18 protein-coding genes are annotated in these 23711 nt (G+C 55.7%); 11 read left to right on the top strand and 7 right to left on the bottom strand.

What is annotated here, in order from left to right; translation table 11 throughout:
- The first annotated feature begins 26 nt into the window (after positions 1–26).
- Positions 27–1436, top strand: a complete 1410-nt coding sequence (locus tag KQI65_10930; protein MCB2205253.1) for a hypothetical protein — start codon at positions 27–29, stop codon at positions 1434–1436.
- Entirely contained in the window at positions 1409–3487 is a 2079-nt protein-coding gene (locus tag KQI65_10925) for a T9SS type A sorting domain-containing protein (protein MCB2205252.1), read from the top strand. Before KQI65_10930 ends, KQI65_10925 begins: the two co-directional genes overlap by 28 nt.
- 108 nt (positions 3488–3595) lie before the next feature.
- Here KQI65_10925 and KQI65_10920 read toward each other — a convergent pair whose 3' ends face one another.
- Positions 3596–3772 carry a T9SS type A sorting domain-containing protein gene (locus KQI65_10920; GenBank protein MCB2205251.1) on the bottom strand — a complete coding sequence of 59 codons (177 nt, stop codon included), beginning with the start codon at positions 3770–3772 and terminating at the stop codon, positions 3596–3598.
- A 157-nt stretch (positions 3773–3929) separates the two neighbouring features.
- Here KQI65_10920 and aceE point away from each other — a divergent pair, with 157 nt between their 5' ends.
- From aceE to lpdA, 3 genes are read left to right on the top strand one after another with little or no spacing between them, the layout of a single operon-like run.
- The gene (gene aceE / locus KQI65_10915) at positions 3930–6608 is read left to right on the top strand and encodes a pyruvate dehydrogenase (acetyl-transferring), homodimeric type (protein MCB2205250.1); all 2679 of its coding nucleotides are present in this window, start codon (positions 3930–3932) and stop codon (positions 6606–6608) included.
- Positions 6609–6662: 54 nt separating this feature from the next.
- The gene (locus KQI65_10910; GenBank protein MCB2205249.1) at positions 6663–8075 is read left to right on the top strand and encodes a 2-oxo acid dehydrogenase subunit E2; all 1413 of its coding nucleotides are present in this window, start codon (positions 6663–6665) and stop codon (positions 8073–8075) included.
- A 30-nt stretch (positions 8076–8105) separates the two neighbouring features.
- Positions 8106–9524, top strand: coding sequence for a dihydrolipoyl dehydrogenase (gene lpdA / locus KQI65_10905; protein MCB2205248.1), 1419 nt, complete (start codon positions 8106–8108; stop codon positions 9522–9524).
- Positions 9525–9635: 111 nt separating this feature from the next.
- Here lpdA and KQI65_10900 read toward each other — a convergent pair whose 3' ends face one another.
- Together KQI65_10900 and KQI65_10895 are read right to left on the bottom strand one after the other, a co-directional pair.
- On the bottom strand, positions 9636–11123 hold the full coding sequence (locus KQI65_10900) for a T9SS type A sorting domain-containing protein (GenBank protein MCB2205247.1): 1488 nt from the start codon (positions 11121–11123) through the stop codon (positions 9636–9638).
- Between the two features lie 119 nt (positions 11124–11242).
- A complete protein-coding gene (locus KQI65_10895; protein ID MCB2205246.1) occupies positions 11243–11953 on the bottom strand; it encodes a hypothetical protein in 711 nt (236 codons plus the stop codon).
- A gap of 248 nt (positions 11954–12201) precedes the next feature.
- Here KQI65_10895 and KQI65_10890 point away from each other — a divergent pair, with 248 nt between their 5' ends.
- Positions 12202–12765, top strand: coding sequence for a DUF4256 domain-containing protein (locus KQI65_10890; protein ID MCB2205245.1), 564 nt, complete (start codon positions 12202–12204; stop codon positions 12763–12765).
- A gap of 121 nt (positions 12766–12886) precedes the next feature.
- Here the strand turns inward: KQI65_10890 and KQI65_10885 are convergent, their stop codons facing one another.
- Positions 12887–15274: a nitric-oxide reductase large subunit gene (locus KQI65_10885; protein ID MCB2205244.1), complete on the bottom strand. Its 2388-nt coding sequence runs from the start codon at positions 15272–15274 to the stop codon at positions 12887–12889.
- 56 nt (positions 15275–15330) lie between these two features.
- A complete protein-coding gene (gene ric, locus KQI65_10880; protein MCB2205243.1) occupies positions 15331–16056 on the bottom strand; it encodes an iron-sulfur cluster repair di-iron protein in 726 nt (241 codons plus the stop codon).
- A gap of 156 nt (positions 16057–16212) precedes the next feature.
- Between ric and KQI65_10875 the strand changes: the two genes are divergently transcribed.
- Positions 16213–16917 (top strand): Crp/Fnr family transcriptional regulator, encoded by a 705-nt coding sequence (locus tag KQI65_10875; GenBank protein ID MCB2205242.1) that lies wholly within the window; start codon positions 16213–16215, stop codon positions 16915–16917.
- A 64-nt stretch (positions 16918–16981) separates the two neighbouring features.
- Here KQI65_10875 and KQI65_10870 read toward each other — a convergent pair whose 3' ends face one another.
- Positions 16982–17572 (bottom strand): PAS domain-containing protein, encoded by a 591-nt coding sequence (locus KQI65_10870; protein ID MCB2205241.1) that lies wholly within the window; start codon positions 17570–17572, stop codon positions 16982–16984.
- Between the two features lie 81 nt (positions 17573–17653).
- On the bottom strand, positions 17654–18838 hold the full coding sequence (locus KQI65_10865) for an aminopeptidase (protein ID MCB2205240.1): 1185 nt from the start codon (positions 18836–18838) through the stop codon (positions 17654–17656).
- A gap of 187 nt (positions 18839–19025) precedes the next feature.
- Between KQI65_10865 and KQI65_10860 the strand changes: the two genes are divergently transcribed.
- The 4 genes from KQI65_10860 to KQI65_10845 all read left to right on the top strand — a co-directional run bounded on the left by KQI65_10860 (position 19026) and on the right by KQI65_10845 (position 23648).
- Complete coding sequence (locus tag KQI65_10860) at positions 19026–19832, top strand: hypothetical protein (protein ID MCB2205239.1); 807 nt, start codon at positions 19026–19028, stop codon at positions 19830–19832.
- Positions 19833–19908: 76 nt separating this feature from the next.
- Entirely contained in the window at positions 19909–20823 is a 915-nt protein-coding gene (locus KQI65_10855) for a diacylglycerol kinase family lipid kinase (GenBank protein MCB2205238.1), read from the top strand.
- Between the two features lie 80 nt (positions 20824–20903).
- A complete protein-coding gene (locus KQI65_10850; protein MCB2205237.1) occupies positions 20904–22094 on the top strand; it encodes a M24 family metallopeptidase in 1191 nt (396 codons plus the stop codon).
- Between the two features lie 72 nt (positions 22095–22166).
- Entirely contained in the window at positions 22167–23648 is a 1482-nt protein-coding gene (locus tag KQI65_10845; protein ID MCB2205236.1) for a sodium:solute symporter family protein, read from the top strand.
- Positions 23649–23711 lie beyond the last annotated feature (63 nt).

Raw genomic sequence — 23711 nt, 5'->3', positions numbered from 1 at the left:
CAACAACCTGTTTACAGGAGGTTTCAATGAAGCGACTGATTCTCGCGGTCGTTGCGGGACTGCTATGCCTGATCCCCGTGACGACGCTGGCGCAGCAACTTACCTTCATCCAGGGCTCTGATTACACCCGTTCGATTCGCGGCAAGTATAATGTCGGGCCACCAGCATCATGGAATCCGATAACGGACCCTACACCGCGATGGGACGGATCCTTTCGTGTTGGGGACTGGGAATCCGGGAGTGATCGCTATCTCGATGTAATGGCTATTCAGTGGATCCTGCCTGCATCGCTCGATTCGGGAGCATATGTTGATAGTGTTCGCCTTACAATCCTCTATAGGAATTATCAGGATGAGGAGATGGCGGTCCTTCTCTATCACGCGGACTATGAATTGCCTTCATCTGCCAGCGATGACATATTCTATGATGTAACCCTGCAACGACAGCCACAGATTCCAGAAGTCCATCTGGCGGGATCCCAACGCGTAAACAATGATCTCAGTGACACAGACGGCAAGTATTTCTATGCATCTCAGGATGAAACTTACGCAAATGCTCCACTTCGAGATGCAGTTCAGGCCGCAGTAGATGCAGATCAGGGATTCTTTACACTTCTACTAGGCCCCTTCCAGTCCTTCACAGATCGAGTGTGGTATATCAAGCCGATGGACGTGCTTCTGGAAGTGTATTACACTCCTCCGGATCCGGAACTCATTGCCGGTGTGACCATCACAAACGTCGTTGACGGGATAAGGGACTGGGATGTGCTCCCTGAGAGTATTGTACGCGGCGATGAGAATGCGTACGATACCACAGGCTTTAGAGCTGATTACGCGCAACTTCCAGCGTTCGAAACGCCCCCAGCTACTAGGTCTTGGTGGCAATGGAAGGATCATCTCACGGAGACGTTTTTCGCCAAATTCGAACATCAGAGTCTCACCGGTCGACACAAATTCAAACATTGGAACGAGACCGAATCAAAATATCGTGTAAGGGAGTTCACTGGCATTTGGGATGGAAGGGTAGATGACTACACTGCCGAAGCCGATACAGCCACAAAGGCCGGAAACCTTGTCAAGCGGGAAATCACATCTGCGTACAGCGGGCTTTCGTTCGACTTCAAGGATCCCTGGCGTGTTGACCAGAATCTCGCCTCAACCGAACCACCGATTGCCCAGTACATCCGGGATGGTTTTACCGAGCAAACATCCCCGTATGAGCCATGGAACGACAGTCAGTCGTGGGGTGTGTTCAAGGATGTGAACCGTAATGAAGCACCTTACTATGCAACAAGATACTGGAAGTACTATGACTACGATGCGGGTTCGGATACGTACACGCGCAAGGATGGTCTACCGCTTGATGAAGGGGATCTGATCCACATGGACCAGATCAGCCTCGGAGGGGAATGGAAGTGTCTCCAGCAGGGAGCATAGAATATACTGATGTGACAACAGGGGGATCTTCTTCACGTGACTACAACCTTGAGTACAAGGGGAACGTCCCACAGGCAGACCTTACCGCAGTGTTCAAGGCGCACATGCTGTCTGATGAGGAGGCAGAACCGACGAGAAATGCCAATCAACGAAAAATAGCCTACGACGATGATAGTACTTATCATGCTGTTTACCAAAGCGCGGGCGAAATATGGTATGTACGATCAGAAGATGGCAATATTTGGGAACCGGAAGAGTTGGTTAGCAATTATTCGCATGGAGCATCGAATCCATCTATATTCGTAACAGACAGCAGTGTTTATGTAACATATATGCAAGATGGTGAAGTAGCGCTGGCAAGAAAATATCAAGGGGACTGGGGGCATTACGGTTTAATGCATCCCTTTAGAAGCAATTGTGCAAGCACTACCCCGGTTGTAGCTGCCGGGAAGATGTGTTCAGACCCATATGGCGTACCGGAGGGTGACTTGGTGTTGGTTCTGTGGGATAATCAAAGTAGGATTAACTATGAATTGATATGGGATTACTTTGGTAATACTGATACACGAGATACTGGGACAATTGCATATAATGCTATTGATCCACCAAAGTACCCATCGATTGACAACCGGTCATCATTTCTCTATTACACTGCCGCTTGGCGAGAAGGGGATGTAATAAAATCTGCGAAATTGAATATCCCCAGCTGCAACCCTGTTGCCTTTTACTTAGGACAGATTGATCTTCCTGATGTGACAATGGCTAATGAAAAAGCAATATACGCTCCATCTATTACACATAACGCGGACCATAAACCTGTGATTGCATATGAATGCAAGGTGCCATCAATATTATACTCTGATCGTTGGGTAAATGTTAGGACGTACGATTATACATCCGGTAGTTGGAACACAACGGTGTACCATCTCCCGTATTATCAATTTACACGATATAATGGACCAATATCTCCATCCGTTGATGCGCACTCAAGTTCGGTGGTCTGCGGAGGAGGTGATATAGGAGCTGGTCTTCGGGTGGCATATCATCAAGACTGGGGTGGTGGTATCAGAGTAGGATCTTTTGAGTGTAGTTACAGTGCAAATGATCAACTTATGAATGGAGAATCATTCCCAAATCTCGTCAGTTATTCGCCAGGAGGAGAACTGAGGGAGGTGTATAGTGCGCCGTTCCAGACTGGTCCCTTTATGCATGCATTGCGGGCGACGAACGCGCAGCTCACCAAAACATGTGTTCCGGATATGAGGATGGTCCGTGACTTGCGATTAGCTATTGGTGGCGATATCTCCATACTTGGTGTCACGAATCTCCGTGTCTTGCACGGGAACAGTGTAGAAGATGTAATTGAATGGTATGAGCAATCCGACACGCTTGTGCTGGGAGTCGATGTGAGCGCCTCAGAATTACTTCGTACGGAAACGTTCACGATCAACAATGGGGATCGATTCAAGTATAAGAGCATGCTTTATAGCTCGAATCCGAATGCCATGCCCAATGGCGTTGCGATAGCTGTGGAACTTCGTCGTGCATCAGACGATGCAATCCTGCAGCAGTTTGCACTCCCACTTCGCAGCTTCCCCGTCGATACAGCTATCTGGAATGACTGGTCCCGAAATCTCTCAGCATTCGCGAATGAGACCGTGTATATTTCTCTGGGCATAGATGGATCGCTCCCGGGAAATGCAACAACCTCAACAGCGAAGGTCTGGCTTGAAGGACAGTACATTCCGAAAGCATCGGCTGGTGTAGATCGGGACTTCCCCCAGCCGGTCGGTATTGAGCTTGGCCAGAATCATCCCAATCCGTTTACCGGACAGACTCTGGTTCCCTTCTATCTGCCGAAAATGACACAGATCCGCTTGGCGGTCTACAATGTCATGGGACAAGAGGTCGCAGTCGTAACGCAGGGAGAGTTCTCGGCGGGACAGCATGAACTCGCATTCAATGCCAATAGCCTGCCTGCAGGAACATATCTTCTGAAACTTTACGCGGGTGGGCAGGTAGTTACTCGGACAATGATTCTGACCAAATAGTAAACTCCTGCGCATAATGGACAAATCGGGCCGGGTATAAGCCCGGCCCGGTTGGAATTGACATCTGTCACGTGGGGCGTGCGGATAACATGTCTGTCAGCAGTGATTTCATCGTGCTACGACCACCTTTCCGGTTCGCACGCCATCGGCTGTGCGCACCATGAGCATGTACATTCCGGGAGTCAGCGTTCCCAGTGCCATTTCCCCTCGAAGCAGCGTTCCATTTCCGCTCAAGTGGAGTTCCCGGATTCTGCGACCGAGAAGGTCAAAGAGTGTTGCCGGGATTCATCCAATGCGGGCTGTTTCGGATAACTGAGTCCATAATAATGGAATAGGGTATCAATGTCAATATGGGGTATTCAGAATTGAACTCCCTCCTCATTTTTCGTGTTTTCCCTGTGATAGCGGTTATTTGTAAAAAACGCACATCGCAAGGAATATCATGACTGAGCAGGAACGCAAAGAGCTGGAAACGATTGAAACCGAGGAATGGCTCGCGTCGTTGGAATACGTGCTGGCCTCCGGTGGCACCGAGCGTGTCCAGCGTCTGCTGAAAGATTTACAACTGTACGCCTTCAGAAAGGGCGTGCGCATGCCGTTTTCGGCCAATACGCCATACATCAATACCATTCACGCCTCCGAGCAGCCGCCGTATCCCGGCAGCCGCACGCTGGAGCGCCGCATTAAAAGCCTCATCCGGTGGAACGCCATGGCCATGGTCGTGCGCGCCAATCGCAAGGAGGCGGGGATCGGTGGACATATTTCCACGTACGCTTCGGCGGCGACGATTTATGAAGTCGCTTTCAACCACTTTTTCAAGGGACGCGGCGAAGATGGCTTCAGCGGGGACCAGATCTATTTCCAGGGACACGCGGCGCCCGGCATGTATGCCCGCGCGTATCTCGAAGGGAGACTCTCGGAAGAGCAACTGCAGAATTTCCGCCGTGAGCTGGCCGAGGGCGGGGGACTCTCCTCGTACCCGCATCCCTGGCTGATGCCGGGCTTCTGGGAATTCCCCACGGTGTCGATGGGACTCGGTCCCATCATGGCCATCTACCAGGCGCGCTTCAACCGCTATCTCGAGGATCGCGGACTGAAGCCGGACAACAACAACAAGGTCTGGGCCTTCCTGGGCGACGGTGAGACCGACGAGCCGGAAGCACTGGGTGCGATTTCCCTCGCCGCCCGGGCGAAGCTCAACAATCTCATCTTCGTCATCAACGCCAACCTGCAGCGACTCGACGGACCCGTGCGCGGCAATGGCAATATTATCCAGGAGCTGGAAACCAATTTCCGCGGCGCCGGGTGGAATGTCATCAAGGTCATCTGGGGCAGCGACTGGGATCCCCTGCTCGAAAAGGATACCGACGGTGTGCTTGTCCGCCGCATGGGCGAGGTCACCGACGGCGAACGCCAGAAATACTCCATCGAATCCGGCGACTATATCCGCAAGAATTTCTTTGGCACAGATGAACGGATTCTCGATCTCGTCGAACAGTACAGCGACGACCGTCTGCGCCGTCTGCGCCTCGGGGGACATGATCCCGAGAAACTCTATGCAGCCTTCAAGGCCGCCGTACACAGCGAGGATGCTCCGACCGTCATTATTGCGCGTACCATCAAGGGATACGGACTCGGTGAAGCCGGTGAGGGAAAGAACATCACCCATCAGCAGAAGAAGCTCAACGAAGAGGAACTCAAGGAATTCCGCACGCGCTTCAATATCCCGGTTTCGGATGAGGACGTTTCCGAGGCGCCGTTCTATCGTCCTGAAGAAGACAGCAAGGAAATGCAGTATCTGCGCGAGCGGCGTGAAGCCCTCGGCGGCTACGTGCCACAGCGCAATACCAACGTGCCGAAGCTGAAAACGCCGGACGAATCCCTCTTCCAGGAATTCTACGAAGGCACCGACGACCGCGAAGTGTCCACCACCATGGCCTTCGTGCGCATGCTGACCAAGCTGCTGAAGGACAAGGAGCTCGGCAAGTACATCGTGCCCATCGTACCCGATGAGGCGCGCACCTTCGGTATGGAAGCGCTGTTCCGGCAGGTGGGTATTTACTCGCATGTGGGACAGCTGTATGACCCGGTGGATTCCGCCTCGCTGCTGTACTACAAGGAAGCGGTCAACGGACAGATTCTCGAGGAAGGCATCACCGAAGCGGGCTCGATGTCGAGCTTTATCGCGGCGGGAACGTCCTACGCCACACACGGCATCCCGATGATTCCCTTCTTCATTTTCTATTCCATGTTCGGTTTCCAGCGCATCGGTGACCTGGTCTGGGCCGCCGGCGACATGCAGGCCCGCGGCTTCATGATCGGGGGAACGGCGGGACGCACGACGCTCGCGGGTGAAGGACTGCAGCACCAGGATGGCAACAGCCACCTGCTCGCATATCCCGTGCCCAACCTCGTGACCTACGATCCGAGCTTCGCCTACGAGATCGCCGTGATTCTGCGTGATGGACTCCGCCGCATGTACGAGGAGCAGGAAAATGTCTTCTACTACATCACCGTGGAAAACGAGAATTACGTGCAGCTCCCGATGCCGGAAGGTGACCATATCAAGGAAGGCATTCTCAAGGGACTGTACATGCTCAGCAAGAGCGAGATGAAGGATGCGAAGCTGACGGCTGACATCCTCGCCAACGGCACCATCATGAATGAGGCTCTCAAGGCGAAGAAGATTCTGGAAGAGGATTACGGCGTCGCCACGAATGTGTGGAGTGCCACGAGCTACAAGCAGCTGCATAATGACGGACTCGAGGTCGAACGCTGGAATCGCATGCATCCCACGGAAACGCCGCGCGTGCCGTATGTCTCGCAGATGCTCGAGGGTGTCGAAGGCGCCATCGTGGCCGCAACAGATTACGTGAAGGCACTGCCGGATACGATCTGCCGCTGGACGCCGGGTGGACTCATTTCCCTCGGTACCGATGGCTTCGGCCGTTCGGAGGGACGCTCGCAGTTGCGCGACTTTTTCGAGGTCGATGCCCGCTTCATCACGCTTGCGGCGCTTTCGCACCTGCAGAAGAAGGAGATGCTCGATGGGAAGGTCGTCGCGAATGCGATGAAAGACCTCGACATCGATCCGGAAAAAGCGAACCCGATGGTTTCATAACAGAACCTGATGATTTCTGAACTGAATACGATGATTTCATAACTGAGGAATTTCATGGCTACTGAAGTCAAACTGCCCGAACTCGGTGAAAATATCAGCTCGGGAGATGTTGTCAAGGTGCTGGTCTCCGTCGGCGATACTGTCGAGGTGGATCAGCCGCTGCTGGAGCTGGAAACGGACAAGGCGTCGTTCGACGTACCTTCTACCGCGGCCGGCACAGTGAAAGAAATAAAGGTGGAGGAGGGCGGACAGGCCGAGGTCGGCAAGACCATCATGATCATCGAAGAATCCGGAAACGGCGGCGCTGATTCAAAGGGCGCTGATGATCAGGAGGATGCGAAAGCTGAGGCGGATAAGAAAGATGGAAAGATGGGAAAAGATGGAAAGGATGAGGACGGTGGTGCATCCTCGGAAACCTCTGAAGAGGCTGAGGAAAAGGCCACGCCTTCCGACAAGTCCGATGATGCCGCGAAGTCTGCGCCTGCTTCGAAGTCAGCTCCGGCGCAGGAAAGCGGCGATGCATCTTCCTCGGCTCCGATCAGTCCGGCCCCGGGTCCTTCAGATGGCACACCGGTTCCTGCGGCTCCGTCCGTGCGCATGCTCGCGCGAGAGCTGGGAGTGGACATCACGCAGGTGCGTGGCAGCGGTCCCGGTGGACGCATCACCGACGACGATGTGAAGAAGCATACGAAGTCCATCATCCAGCGTGCTTCCACTTCGCAGAGCGCCAGCGTCTCTCGTCCCTCACTGCCCGACTTCTCCGCCTTCGGTGAAACCGAGGTCGAGGAAATGAGCAAGGTGCGCCGCCGTACGGCCGAACAGATGGAAATCAGCTGGTCCATTCCCGTCGTCACGCAGCACGATCGCGCCGATGTGACGCATCTCGAAGAATTGCGCAAGAGCTGGTCGAAGCGCGCTGAAAAGGCGGGCACGAAGCTCACCGTCACTGCGATCGCACTTAAAATAGCTGCGGCTGCGCTGAAGAAATTCCCGCAGTTCAACGCCAGCATCGACATGGAACAGAACCGCATCATCTACAAGAAGTACTATCATCTCGGTGTGGCGGTGGATACAGAGCGGGGACTGCTGGTGCCTGTACTCAGGGATGTCGACAAGAAGAACATCCTCGAAATTTCCAGTGAGCTGCAGGAGCTGGCGACGAAGGCGCGCGAGAAGAAAATCAAGCCTGATGAAATGCAGGGTGCGTCCTTCACCATCACAAATCTCGGCGGCATCGGCGGCACGTCCTTCACCCCGATTATCAATGCACCGGAAGTGGCCATCCTCGGGATGTCCCGCGGCAGCATCGAGCCGGTGTGGACGGATGGTGAATTCAAACCCCGCATGATGCTTCCCCTTTCCCTGACCTACGATCATCGCATCATCGACGGCGCCGATGCGGCACGCTTCCTCCGCTGGATTGCGGAAGCCATGGAAGAGCCGCTGCTCATGGCGCTGGAAGGTTGATGTTGAAGCAAAGAATCACGGAGCACATACATGTCTGATACAAAAAACACGGACCTTGTGGTCATCGGGGGAGGACCCGGTGGATATGCCGCGGCATTCTACGCGGCCGACCTGGGAATGGAGGTCACGCTCATCGATACGGAAGAAAACCCCGGCGGCGTCTGCCTCTACCGGGGCTGCATTCCCTCCAAAGCACTGCTGCATGTCGCCAAGCTTATCAACGAGGCGAAAGAGGCGGAAGCATGGGGTATCAGCTTCGGGGAACCGAAAATTGATATCGACAAACTGCGGTCGTTCAAGGACAACGTGGTGGGCAAGCTGACGGGTGGACTCGGACAGCTTTCCAAAGCCCGCAAAATCACCTTCATCCGCGGTTTCGCGACATTCGTTGATAACACAACGCTTCATATCGACGAGCATGACGGCGGTGAGAGCGAGCTGAAATTCAAGAACGCCATTCTCGCCACCGGTTCGCGTCCCGCCATGATTCCCGGCGTCCCTGAAGGAACGGATCGTGTGATGGACAGCACCGGGGCACTGAACTTCCCGGATATCCCCGGGAAATTCCTGGTCATCGGCGGCGGGTATATTGGACTCGAACTCGGCACGGTGTACGCCGCGCTGGGCTCGCGTGTCACGGTGGTGGAAATGACCGGCGGACTCCTCCCCGGCGCTGATCGCGACATGGTGAATCATCTGAAAAAGCGCCTGGATGCGAGCTTCGAATCCATCATGCTCAACACCAAAGTCACGGGCATGAAGGAGCAGAAAAACGGAATCAAGGTGACCTTCGAAAACAGCGACGGTGAACAGAATGCGATTTTCGACCGCGTGCTGATTTCCGTGGGACGCAAGCCGAATACCCAGGGCTTCGGAATCGAAAACACCCGCGTTGATGTCAACGACCGCGGTTTCGTCACCGTCGATCCCCAGCGACGCACGGCCGAGCAGAACATCTTCGCGATCGGTGATATCACCGGAGATCCCATGCTGGCGCACAAGGCTTCGCACGAAGCGCGCGTTGCCGTGGAGGTCATTGCCGGAAAGAAAAGCGTATTCGAACCCTATGCGATTCCGGCCGTGGTGTTTACCGATCCGGAAATCGCCTGGGCGGGCATCACCGAGACGGAAGCACGGGAGCAGAAGCGCAAGGTTGAAGTCGCCCGTTTTCCCTGGGCCGCATCGGGACGCGCGACGACGCTTGACCGCTCCGATGGCGTCACCAAGCTCATCGTGGATCCCGAAACCGAGCGCATTCTCGGTGTCGGTATTGCCGGTCCCGGAGCAGGCGAATTGATCGCCGAAGGTGTACTGGCCATCGAGATGGCCGCACGCGTAAAGGATGTCGCCGCTTCCATTCATCCGCATCCGACACTGTCGGAAACCATCATGGAAGCAGCCGACGCCTACTTCGGTCACAGTACGCACATGTACCGCCCGAAACGGTAGGCCCCCTTGCCCCGGCTGTGACGCGCATCCGGACTGATACTGCAACGCCCCGTTCACTTCTCGGAAGGAACGGGGCGTTTGCCGTTTAAGGCAGTTTGTTTCGCAGGCTTTTTAACGGGCTATACGCAGCAGGCGGGAGGCGGATTGCGAAGAGGAGGTCAGACGCAAAATGTAGACGCCCGAGGAGAGTCTCGCTGCATTGATGCCGACCTGATGCACGCCTGCCGTGCAATGTCCCTCGTAGAGTGTTGTGCGATGCCGCCCGAGCAGGTCATGGACATCCATACGCAGATTCTGCGGTCTGTCATTGAAGAAGGTGACACTGCCGTTCTCCGAGAGTGGGTCGGGCAGGCATCCTGCAATGCGGAACGATTGTGGAGTACCGTCCGCATTCCCGCTCCCGACAGCCGAAGTCGTTTCGCAACGCAGGAAGACAGTGTCACGGCAGATCGAAAAGTCCTTCGCCAGCCAGGCGATTTCCATCAGGGCCTCATGTTCTTCCGCTCCAGCAAGACAGGCCTGGATCAAGGCTTCATTGCTGCAAACCGGGACCGTGCCATCCGGAGGATGCAGCAGTACTTCCCTGGCTGAAGGTGCTCTTTCGATGGCCCATCCCGGCAGGGACAGGACATCATCAAAACGCACTTCATCGGAAAGAATACGCAGCCGGATCGCGTCCCAGTAATCCAGCGTTGTGTTGCTGAGATACAGATCGATACAGCAGGGAATCTCCCGGCTCCATTCGATGCGTGTTTCAATCGAATCGCATGGGGGTGGTGGGAGAAGGGAATCGAGCGGACCAACCCTGAAAATGAGATATTCGCCGGACGTTGAATCGGGGATGGTGGCAACGCTGCAGCTGCCATCCGGGTAATCCGGATTCCGATACCACATGAACTGCGCATCACCGAATGTTTTTCGCAGTCCTGGAGAGCCTGAAAAACGCGCTTGGGTGAATTCTTCGCAATGCAGCAATATGCCGCGACATCCACCATTACCGTCCACGCAGCCACTGGTGTTGACCCACCCAATGCTCCCAGGTGCGCTTCCGCTCTTTGCATTGGCTAGCGCAATGTCGGTATTCATTTCTGAAACGGTTGGCCACTCACGGCGATAACTGTCCTTGTTTCTCCCGGTTGCGTATACCTCCCAGGCGGAGGAGGGCCCGGTTGCATAGCTGACGCTGGCCCTGTTGTCTTTGAGCAGGGCTATCGTTCCCTGCCAGACCCCATTGTCGCTCCAGGCCGCGATATAAATGTACTTTCCGTCGAAGCTCCCATCCAGCGTATAGCGCTCCGGCCCATATCTCGGACTCGAATACCGGGGCGGGAGAGCCCCTCCATGCTCGCGCACATCCCATACCGTGCTTCCGTAGATGTCAGACGCAGATCCGCTGAATACTGCATCGGAGACCTTGGCCGGAATCACTCCGTGCGCATCACCGAAACCAAACCGGTAGGCATTGTCGCTGGTGATGGTCACGGTATACCGGCCTTCCTGTGCTGCGGCCTGTGAAAAAAGCAGGAGCGGCAACACCAAAAGCGAAACGGCAATGCCCAGCACTCTTCCCCCGAAACTGCGTTGCTTGATAATCAGCATTGAGGAAGCCCTCCGAACGAATGGGAACGTGACGTCATTCCCAACCCGTGATTGCGGGGAAAGTTACATCCGTCTCGCAGCGACCGCGTTGCAGCCTTCTGAAAGACAGCGGTAGCTCCTCAATCCAGGAAGCGGTACATATATCCGATCTGGAGCATGAGCTGGGGATTTGAAAAATCTCCTGATCCCACTGCGAGTCCGGTCTGAAGGAAAAATCCCCACCAGTTCATTTCCCAGATACCACCGAGGTATGTCCAGTCATAGACACGGGTGCGGTGAGTGATCAGTGAGTATGAGGAATAGTAGGTTTCCTCCTCCAATTCGAAATGCGATACTCCACCCACAAGGGCGAGTACATGGCTCATGCGGTACGTGTCGGAAAGTTTAAATCCGAGGTTCAGCTGCAGTCCTGACAGCGATGGACCATATATCATTCCCGAGAGTCGCAATCCAATGCCTCCAAACCAGTGGCCGTACGCCAGATTGAGTCCCCCCGGGGTCCCGATATTAATGCCGAGTTCGGAGTAGGGCATATCCATGATGTCCATGTTTTCCCTGTCCCACTCAAACTCGCCCGCACCGTCGAACATCGGGGTGGGCTCCCCGGCGAGTTCCTTCTGGATGGATGCGATCTCATCGAACTTGTACACATGCTCGCTTCCATCCTGTGTGCGTATGGTGGCGTGGTCATTCGGTATCATTTCGATGAGCTGGCCGCGAATGCGCGATCCGTTCTTCAGGTGCAGTACGTCGATTGTCTGCTGGGCAGTGCAATCCACCGCTGCCAGAATCAGAATTATCAGAAGAACTGCAGTTCCAACGTTTTTCATAATCCCGCCTCCGTATGATTGTAAATGAAATGAGCGTTCAGGGAACTGGCCACCTGGCGAAAGAGCATAGCCGATATAGTGGTATGGTACTCTCATAATAGTGAATGGTTCCCGGGAAGACAAGAAGCTACGCCCCGGGGTGGACGCGGTTGCATGAATCCCGTCGCGTCCCCTAACTTGGAGAGTCCCTCACGAACAGACAGTCCACAAGGACATCATCACAACGCGTAACGCGAAAGGAAACCGCAATGCCTGGAAAGAAGAAACTGCGCAAAGAAGAGCAGCAGAGTTTGCTCGATATACTGAAGCAGCGTTTTGAAAGTCATATGCACCGGCACGAAAAGCTGAAGTGGAGTGCGGTGCTGCAGCGGCTGGATTCGAAGCCGGATAAGCTCGCGGTGCTTGCGGAAATGGAGCGGACGGGAGGTGAACCGGATGTCATCGGGAAGGACAAATCGACAGGCGAAATCCTGTTCTACGATTGTTCGAAGGAAAGTCCGAAGGGACGCCGGAGCCTTTGCTATGACAGGGAGGCGTTGAACGCAAGGAAGCAGCACAAGCCGAAGGACAGCGCAATGGATGTGGCCACGGCTATCGGAATCGAGATGCTGACCGAGGAACAGTACAGAGAGCTGCAGCAACTCGGGGAGTTCGATTTGAAGACATCGAGCTGGGTGCGGACGCCGGATCGGATACGGGAAAAAGGCGGAGCGACGTTCTGCGATCGGCGTTATGATACGGTCTTTTTCTATCACAACGGAGCGGAATCCTATTATGCCGCACGTGGTTTCCGCGGCTGTCTCCGGGTATGAAAGCGCAGACGCCTCCCGGAGTGAGAGGCGCCTGTGCTGTCTTGGAGGTTTACCTTTCTGTCGATGGTTGATGGGACGATAGCGGCAGTACCGCAGTTTCGTCCCGGTCGGTCGCGGTTGATCAGGCATCGGTTGTGGCGAGAGGCTTGCTCGCGCTGCCGCCGTTCGCAGGCTGTTCAGCTGCTTCACGCAGTACTTCTTCGAAGGTCAGTCCGCCGACTTCCTCTTTGCCTTTTATCTGCTGCGGCGTGCGGGGATTGCGCCACATGTTGTACACAGCCGCGAGAAGGGGTATGACGCCGAGGGCGATGAACACGGTGTCGGGAATCATGCGCAGCCAGAGCACGGTGTGCACGAAGGGTTGATAGTAGAAGTCGAGCGTACGCACATACCAGTAGCCATGTTCGATACCCTGCATGAATTGCGTGAATCCTACGGGCAGCAGGGTGATGAGTATCATGCCCATCAGACCGGCATTCAATCCCCAGAACGAGAGGCGCAGCAGTTTGTCGTTGCGCTTGTTTGAGATCGTCCGCATGCTGAAGAGCATCAGCGCGATGCCGAGCATCCCGTACACGCCCATGAGTGCGCCGTGTCCGTGTGCCGCGGTCAGGAAGCCGCCGTGAGAGAAGAAGTTGATCGAAGGCAGGTTGATCAGGAAGCCCAGCACGCCGGCACCGAAGAGATTCCAGAACGCGGTCGCGACAAGGAACATGAATGCCCATTTGTAAGGGAAGTGCGCGCCACCTTCGCGGACGTAGCGGTACTGCTCATACGCCTCGACGACGAGAAGGGTGAGGGGAATGACCTCCATGGCGGAGAATACCGAGCCGAGTGCAACCCAGAGCTCCGGGGTGCCGATCCAGTAATAATGATGTCCCGTGCCGATGATGCCGCTTCCCAGCAGAATGATGAGCTGGAAGTACAGTGCGCGCAGGGTGGAGTTCTTCGTGACGAGTCCCATGTTGACCATCAGGAAACCAATCACCACGACGGCGAAGACCTCGAACATGCCTTCCACCCAGAGGTGAATCACCCACCAGCGCCAGAAGTCGGCCATGGTGATATGCGATCCCGGTGTCATGAAAAACGCGAATCCGTAGAAGGCGGGAATGGCGATCGAGGCATAAAGCAGGAGGTGTGTCAGTCCACCCTTGTCGTTCTCCTTTTGCAGCGCAGGTTTGAGTCCGCGATACATGATGACAAGCCAGAGACCGAGTCCCACTGCCAGCACGATCTGCCAGAAGCGTCCGAGATCGAGATATTCCCAGCCCTGGTGACCGAACCAGAACCATGAGCTGCCGAAGTCGCCGCGTACACCCAGGTACTCGCCCGTCAGGCTGCCGCCAACGAGCAGCACCAGCGCCCAGAAGAGGAGGTTGACGAGATTTTTCTGGCCCGGGACTTCGCGTCCCGCCACCATCGGTGCAATGAAGATGCCCATGGCGATCCATGCCGTGGCGATCCAGAACACGGCGAGCTGCAAATGCCAGGTGCGTGCTACGTTGAAGGGCAGGATGCTGGCGAGGTTGATGCCGTAGAAGAGATTGCCTTCGATATAGGTATGGGCCATGTAGCCGCCGAGCACAGTCTGTACGAGAAAGAGCAGGGCAACGACGACGAAGTATTTTCCGGTGGCCTTCTGACTCGGGGTGAGCATGAGACGGTCGGTGTTGATGCGCGGGAATTTCTCGTAGGCGTCCTGCGATTCGAGACGATAGCGCTTCCAGAGGAAGAGGATGAGTGCGGTCATGAGGATGAGCAGCGTCGCGCTCACACCGCTCCAGAGGTAGGAACCTGCCGATTGCACATTCCCTGCGTCAGGGTCGTATGGCCAGTTGTTGGTGTAACTGCTGCCGGTTTCCGGGCGGGTGGTGGTTGAAAGCCAGGATGTCCAGTAGAAGAAGTCCGCCAGATGCTCCGCCTGGTCTCCCTTCAGATACCAGCCTTCGCTCGCGTTACGCGTGCGGATGATGGCGTTCGGCTGCAGACCGGACCGGTCGTTGCTCTCCGAGAACATCTTTTCATAATGTGCACGCACTGCACGCAGCGCTGCGGCCTGTCCATCGGTGAGGACAATACGGTCCGTGGCTGCATCGTAGCGATTCTCTTTCAATTCCCTCTTCACGCGTGCCGCGATGCCGGCCTGCTGCTCTTCGTTGAGCGAAGCGAACGTGGCGCCAAATCGTTCCTGCGCGTAGTAATCGCGCATCGAGGTGGTCGTGATATGCAGCGCCTCGGCGGTGAAATCCGGTCCGAGATACGCGCCGTGTCCGAGCGTACTTCCGTACTGCATGAGTCCATGACTCTGGTACACCGCCTGTCCCCCCTGTATGGCGTCATACGTGGTAAGTTCGTTCCCCCGCGCATCGACGATCTGCGCAGGACGAGGTGCAGCGTCGCGGTACACCCAGTAGCCACCGACCAGCAGCACGGTGAAGCCGAGCAGCATGCAGAGGAGCAGGACGTGCTTCCAGATGCCCGAGGTGAAGGTGCTTGTGTTTTTCATTATGCTATCCTGTGTATTTCTGATTGTGCGTGAACGCTATAGGTTTCCCTGTGATTTCAGGCTGCCGTGGCGAGAGTACGTTCCACCTCTTTTGCCCTGGGGTGAAGGACGTTGTTCTCGAGGTGGATGTGCATGTGCAGATCCCGTTCGAATTCGTCGAGTTCGCGGTACAGGAGCTGATACGTGGTGCATGCATCCTCGGGAGGAGTGAAATCTCCGCTGAGTGAGCGCATGCGATCGAACGCCAGTCCCGCATTGTCATGCTCCTGCTCCATCATCGCTATGGGCTGCGCCACACTGCCGAAGCCCCCGGCATGCACCGGAGCCTCCCCGCGCGCGGCTGCCAGCATCTGCTTGATATAGGGAAAGAGAATGCGCTCTTCCTTCATCAGGTGCTGCTCGAGCTCCTGCTTCACTTCCATGAAAATCGAGGCGATTTCCCTGGTCTCAGGATGGTTGTCGCCGTGTACCTGCGCGACTTTGGCCGCATGTGCGTGTATCGTCGGCAGCATGCTGCGCACGTAATTGTGATGTGTGTTGATGATGTAATCGATCAGGAAAGAAGTGTCCCACTGCGCCACGTTCGGGGCGCCGTGTTCCGGGAGATCCGCGAGTTCATGCTGCAACGCTTCGCTGTCTGCATCGCTGCGTTCGCAGGCCTCGGAAAGCGACTGCCGTCCCCCACAGCAGTAGTCAATGCCATAGCGCTCGAAAACGCCTGCGGCGTGCATGTTGTTTCTGACCACTTCTCCGACACTCTGGGTGTTCCAATCTATCTGCATGATGTTTCTCCTGTATGTGAAGTCGTGTTCTCTACTGCGGGCAAACTACACCGCGGACGGAGGAAAAAACTTGATCCAGATCAGATTTGTACGGATTTCAGCGAAAATCGGGAATCTCGCGTTGCCGGGACTGATGGGAAGACGTATTTTTCCACTATGGAAGAAAAAGACATCCGCAATACCCTGGCTGAGCTCCCAATGTTTACCGCGCTGCGGGACGAGGATATCGTTCATGTTGCGCGTCTGTGCACGGTGCTGCGTTGTGAGAAGGGGGAAATCCTCTTCCGGGAAGGGGATGCGTATCGCGGGTTCTACGTCGTGCTCGAAGGAGGTGTGAAGGTATACAAGCTTTCACCGGAGGGGAAGGAAACCGTATTGCATATTCAGTTCCCGCCGAAGACGCTGGCGGAAATCCCCATGTTCGCCGGAGAAGATTACCCCGCCTTTGCCGAGTGTCTGGCGCCAAGCCGTTTGCTGTTTGTGGAAAAGGAAGGATTTCTGGCGCTGCTGCGGGAAACGCCCGATCTGGCGCTGCGCATGCTGGCGGGACTCTCAAAACGTCTGCGTGAGCTGGGAGCGCAGCTCGAGCATCTGACCGCCCATGATGTACGCACGCGCCTTATTCGCTACCTGCTCGAGGAATACGGGAGGCAGCATAAGGCGGAGCGTGTGCTGCCATTGCTTGTGCTTCCGATCTCGAAAACGCTGCTGGCTGCCCATCTCGGGACGACACTGGAAACACTGTCACGAACCCTGAGAAAAATGGAGGAGGAACAGCGCATCAAGCTGAAGGGGAAAACCGTGCTGCTTGAGGATGTCCCGGCGCTGCAGCGCGAATATCATGAAGCCAGCGGACATTGACGAATAAAAAATGGTCCTTCACATCTGCTGAAGGACCGAAGCGATATCATGATTGCACCGAATTTCAGTCGTCGTATTCCGTGTCGCGCTGGTTGTGATCCACCTTGAAAATGACGCCATCGAGCCAGAGCAGCTCCCCGTCTTCATCATACGCGCCGGCCCCGCGTTCGTAGACAGGGATGATGCTCCCATCTTTATGCCTGAGGCGATATTCGATAGTATAGGGCTCGCGGTGTTTGAGTCCTTCATTCACCGCATCGACCACCTTGATGACATCTTCCGGAAGTATCACGCTGTTGTAGCTCCGTACTTCGTTATTGATGAAGTCCGTACAGGGATACCCGGTGAGTTCCTCTACCTGGTGGCTGATAAACTCCATGGTCCAGTATGCATCATTGGCGCAGCGATAGACCGCGCCGGGGAGATTCCCCACCAGCGAACGATACTGTTCGGTGGATTTCCGGAATTCGCTTTCGCGGTGGATTGCTTCCGCGAGGCGTTCTTCCAGCGTGCGCTGCAGCCGAATGACTTCCGCATCCTTGGCCTGCAGCTGGGAAGACAGTTCCTTGTTCGCTTCCCGTGTCGAAAGCAATCGCTTGTGGAGGATTTCCAGCTCGTGAATGAGCTCCTCATTAGTTAATTCGTTGTACTCCATGTCTTTGCCTCTTCATCGTCCACGTTTCCTGATACTCTCGTTAAGGCGCCGTGCTCTGCTGTCGTGCATGCAGTGATATCGTCAGGGTCGGACCCAGATACCGTCCCGTACTTTGATTTCCGTGTCATCGAGCCACACACCGATTCCGGAGCCGCCTTCACGGAAATCCGTTACGATATCGACGTGCTGCGCCGACCGGTTCAGCAACCCCTCCTCGAACATACGATCAAGTGCTGCCGATCCCGCATCTGAACTTTCATCCTGCACATAGCATTCGGGATAGCTGGCGCCGATGGCGATATGCAGCGTACCGCCCACTTTCTCAACGAACAGGGGGTGCTTGAGCACTTCGGTGATGCCCGCGTTCATGCCGAGCGCGACCTCACCGAGACGATGCGATCCCTCATCGGTTTCGATGATTTTCGCCAGTGTGTCATGGCCCTGCTTTGCACTGTACTGCACGATGCGTCCACCTTCGAACTTCAGATAAATCCCCTGTACTGTTGTACCGCTGTTATAGACGGGGAGATCGACGAAGATTTCGCCTTCCACGGTGCTGGTGTTGGGACTCGTGAATACCTCTCCGTCAGGGAAATTTCTTTTGCCTGTGCATTTGATCACATTTCGTTCTGCGATACTCATGCCCAGTTCCAACGTGCGGCCATCTTCCGGATGCCGCGTCTGAATGCGAATACGGCTGCTGGAATCCATCAGTTCGTAAATATCCTGCTCCACACGGTCGAGTTCGCGCGGATCCTGCATCGAAGCGGAGACAATGACGTCGGTATACTGCTCGAGCGTCATTCCTTCCAGATCGGCGAAGCCCTGCGTCGGGAACAGGGTCAGTACCCAGGGTTTGGCCAGACGGATGCCCTTGAATTCTTCGTCTGCGCGCATGACGGCCATCGCGGTTTCCTCCGGCTGACCGGCGGAGAGCGCGGGATTTTCCGCGCCGAGAATTTCGATGTATTTCGTCATGGCTTCGTAACGCGTGCGATGCCAGGCTGGCACCCGTTCGATCTGTGCGACGTTGCCATGCCGGGCGATGGATGCGCCCCAGACCTTCCCGCGGTCATTGTCGGGTGCCACGATGTTGACATCCGCGATGCCGCCGGCTGCGAATATCATGTCCTGCAGCACCGACATCAGCGGCCAGGTGATGTGCTCACCCTTGATCATGATGACGTCATCTTCCTGCACGCCGCCGAGTGAATAATTGAGGAGATAATCGGCCCAGGTACGAAGTTTCTCTGTGGGGATGCTCATGCGACTTTCCATGGTGAAACGGACCAAAAAGATAGAAAGAAAAAGCACAAAGGTGAAATGGCCCCATCCCATGCGCATTGCGAAAACAGCGGGAAATGTGTATTGTGTTCGTACAACGCTATCCATCAAGGTAATCCATATCCTGAGTCCCGCCGTTGCAGGGGGACACAGAACTACGGAGGAAATCATGAGATCAGCCGCATTTATCCTGTTGCTTATTCTTTCAAGTACCGGTCTTTCCCTGCATGCTCAGCCCGTCTGGGTGGCCGCGCATGAAGAGAGCGCCCTGAGCTTTGAATGGGAAAAGCCGTTTCTATCGAACTCCGATGGCGTAAAATTCCTGAACTCCATCTTCTTTCTCGGATATCGTACACATACATCGGAAGCGCTGTCGCTTATTGTTGACCTTCCCTTCTCAAATTACTCCACGGACGCGGTGGATGAATATCTGCTCGGCAATCCGTATGTCGGACTGGCGTTCGGTGAGGAAGATGCGCTCATCTCCGGTGACGTCGGTGTCCGTCTGCCGATTGCGGACAAGGACAAGTGGGTCGCGGCCAGTTTTGGCGCGGCGACGGATATTGACCGTCTCGAGGCTTTTGCCACAGAAGCCGTGCCGGCCATGGGTCTGCTGCGCATGCAGACCGGAATTCCCGGTACCGACCTCGGCGTACGCGCGCATGCCGGACCCTCCATTCTCGTATTCATGAATGATCGCGGGGATGAGGTCATGGACGTTTTTCTCAAGTACGGGCTCATCCTCACCTATGATGAAGAAGGCGTATTCGCACAGCTTGGCTATTCCGGTGTGTACGCAATGCGGCATGAGCTGGAAGACGTCGAAGGCGAGGCCGCGTCGCAGATCGGTATCACGGTGAACGCCGATGTAGGTGCCCATTTCTGGCCGGGACTGCTGCTGCGTTTCCCGCTCGATAATTACCTGGGCAAGGGTGTGGATGCGATATTTGGCGTGAACCTGCTCTTCCGTCTGTGACAGGAGAGCGTCACCTCGTTGAGGTGCGGGAGAGACGGCGCTTTTAATTGCTGTCCCATAACCATATTTTCGGCGCATGTTCACTCATGATCGCACCGTTCACCTGATTCTCAATCCCGCCGCGGGACAGCGGCGTGCGGGAAGGCAGCTCAGGAAAATTATGCAGAATCTGCATAATGACGGTGCCGAGGTCCACGAGCACGTGACCGCACGGCCGATGCATGCCGCTGAACTGGCGAAGGCACTGCCCGATGACGGCGCGCCGCTCTGTGTCGCCGGAGGTGATGGGACGCTCAATGAAGTCATGAACGGGTTGCACCCGGGATCACATCCCGTAGGCGTCCTGCCCTTCGGAACGGGCAATGATTTCGCGCATATGCTGGGTATTCGCACTATGAGCGATACGCTCCATGCTTTGCGTGAGGACCGCCAGGGGCCGGTCGACATTGCGGAAGTTCATGTGGTGGAGGAAGATGGCGGGGTGGTGACGCGGAAAATGATCAATGCCGTGGGAATCGGGTTTGATGCTGCAGTCGCACTGGATGTCTCCAATGGCCGCGGCGGCAGGGGGATTCTGCCCTATCTCTTCTCCGTTTTTCGCGTGCTGCGTCATTATCAGGCGGTGCCTTCCGTTACGGTGCTGCAGAACCGCGAACTGACATCGTCGCTTTTCCTGGCCTGTATCGGGAACGGACGGAGTTCTGGTGGAGGATTCAGGCTGACACCGTCAGCGCGCATCGATGACGGGATGCTGGATCTCTGTCATGTGCGCGCTGTGAGTACCAGGCGTGTACTGCAGGTGCTGCCGCGCGCCCTCAACGGCACACACCTATCGGCTCCTGAGATCAGCTACGAGCAGATGACGCATGCCGATATCTCTCTGGACTACCCGCTGCCGGTGCATGTGGACGGCGAGGTCATCAGCACCCAGGCGCGCCGTATCGTCGTGTCCTGTCAGCCTTCGTCACATCGCTTCTTCATCGGCGGCTAAAGACGCTTCCCTGTTGCGGTGGTGATTAATTCACTATCTTTTGCCGATCAGACATTGTTGTATCAAGGAAAAGAAGGCTTATGGACCTGCACGCGATTCAATCCGCACTCCGAGAAGCCGGCGTGGATGGCTGGCTGTTTTACGATTTTCACAACCGCGACGCCATCGCCGCGCGCATTTTGAACATGGACACCAGCCGCTTCGCCTCGCGCCGCTGGTTCTATTTCATCCCGGCAAACGGCGAACCGCAGAAACTCGTGCATCGCATCGAGCCCTGGCGCTGTGACCATCTGCCGGGCGAGAAAAACGTGTACCTGCCGTGGACGCAGCTGCAGGAGATGCTTCGCACGATGCTCGGTGATGCGAAAACCATCGCGATGCAGTATTCCCCGAATAACAATATTCCCTACGTCTCCATTGTCGACGCGGGCACGATCGAACTTATCCGCAGCTTCGGCGTGGAGGTTGTCTCCAGCGGCGACCTGGTCGGGATGTTCGAGGCGCACCTGTCGATGCAGGACTGGGAAAGCCACAAAATTGCCGGCGAAATCATGCAGATGGTCAAGGACGAGACCTTCAAGGAAGTCGCACGCCGCATCAAGGCCGGGGAAAGTCCGCGCGAAGTGGAAATCCAGAACTTCATGCACAATCTCATGCGCGAAAACGGCATGACCTGGGAGGATGGTCCCATCGTCGCCATCAACGAACATGCCGCGGATCCGCATTTCGAACCGACCGAAGAAAACAGTTTCGGTATGAAGGAAGGCGATCTGCTCCTGCTCGACCTCTGGGCGAAGAAGGACGAACCGGGCGGTATCTACTATGACATCACATGGATGGGCTTTATCGGGACGGAAGTGCCCGAGCGCATTGAGAACATCTTCGCCGTTGCGCGTGATGCACGGAACACCGGACTGAAAATGGTACAGGACCGTTACGCCGCCGGCGAGCAGGTCGCAGGCTGGGAAGTGGATGATGCCGTGCGCAAGGTGATCGTCGATGCAGGGTACGGCGAGTATTTCGTCCATCGTACGGGCCACAACATCGGCCTCGAGGTGCATGGGAATGGGGGACATATCGACAACCTGGAGACGAAAGACGAACGCCTCATTCTCCGCGGGACCTGTTTCAGCATCGAACCCGGAATCTACATGGAACATGAAAAGATCGGTTTCCGCACGGAGATCGATGTGTTCGTGACAGACGAGGGGGCCGTCGAAGTCACCGGCGCCATGCAGGACAAGGTCATTCCCATTATGACGCTCGTATAAGTTCGTTTGCGGGGACCGTGCACGCGGTCCCCGTTCCTTTCTTCCTCCCCACCACCACAGAGCAGGAAGTTCATGTACACGTATATTATTGTCATCCTCGCCTACCTGATAGCGCTCACCGTTTACAATTTTATCCAGTCCCGCAAGGTCAAGACACATGACGACATGATGGTCGCCGGGCGCAGCCTCGGTGTCACGAAAATGGTCTTTACGCTCGTCTGTACCTGGATCGGCTCCGGGACCTTTATCGCAGGAGCGGAGTACGCCTATCGCGCAGGCTGGAGTGCCATCTGGATGTCCGCAGGCGCCTGGGTGGGTATCGCGATTATTTATTTTCTCGCGGCAAAGATCCGCACGTTCGGACAGTACACCATCGGCGATATTCTCGAGGAACGGTACGGCAAGTTTGCACGCCTCTTTGGTGCCATTGTTCTCATCATCGCATTCACCACCATCGTTTCCTACCAGTTCCGTGCCGGGGGATATATCCTCAACGTCATCACCGACGGCGCTGTCAGCGTAGAACTGGGACAGGCACTCGCCGCAGGATTTGTCATCCTCTTTACCGCTATCGGCGGCATGGTCGCTGTGGCACATACGGATTTGCCCAACGGCATCATCATCGTGCTGGCCTGTCTGGTCTCGGTACCCTTCGTGGTTGCCACTGCAGGTGGCTGGGACGCCCCGGCGCAGATACTCCCCGCAGCACACATGCAGCTGATTTCGCCTGAGTTCGGCGAATTCCCCTTCCTGAAAGCCTTCAGCTATTTCCTCGCGACGATGTTCCTGCTGCTCGGTATTCAGAGCATGTATCAGAAATTCTACAGTGCTAAGACTCCGGCCGATGCGAAAAAAGCGGTGATCCTGTGGATCATCGGTACCATGGTCGTCGAGACCGTCGTTATCGTGATTGCCATCTATGCCGCGAGTTACTTCTGGGATAATACCACGATCGATCCGGCGGCCGTCGTCTTGTATGCGGCCCGCGAGATGGTGCCCGAACCGGTTGGTGTGCTTCTCCTGGCAGCCGCTGTCGTCGTTGTGATTTCCACAGGAATGAACTATCTGCTCAGTCCTTCGACCAACATTATCCGCGACATCTACAGCCGCTTCATTCGTCCCGACGCGCCCGAATCGAACATGGTGGCGCTGCAGAAAGTGTTCATCGTCATTCTCGGCGTCGTGGCCTTCATGATGATTTTCATTCCCACAGTGTTGGAATGGGAAATCTCGGTGCTCAAGTATGCGTATTTCGCCTACACGATGTACGGCGTCGCCATCACACCGGCACTGTTCGCCGCGCTCTCATGGAAGCGTGCGACTAAGCAGGGCGGTATCACAAGCATTGTCTCCGGCGCATTCGTCGCCATCCTGTTCGATTTCATCATTCCGTACGTGGCACCGCAGGTCATGGTCGGCGAAGATGCCTGGGGTATCCCGAGCATCTATCCCGCATTGCTGGCCTCCATCGGCATGCTGATCATCGTGAGCCTGCTTACGCCGAAGCCCGATCCTTCGGTGCTGGCCAAGCTCTTTCCGGATGTCGCGTCGTAATTTTTGTCTGAGTAGTATTCACATGGGGCGGCCCCCGGGTCGCGGAACACAAGAAGGAGGATA

Source organism: bacterium, assembly GCA_020444325.1.
Taxonomy (GTDB): Bacteria; Bacteroidota; Ignavibacteria; order SZUA-365; family SZUA-365; genus BM516.
This window is presented reverse-complemented; position numbering and strand designations above follow the sequence as displayed.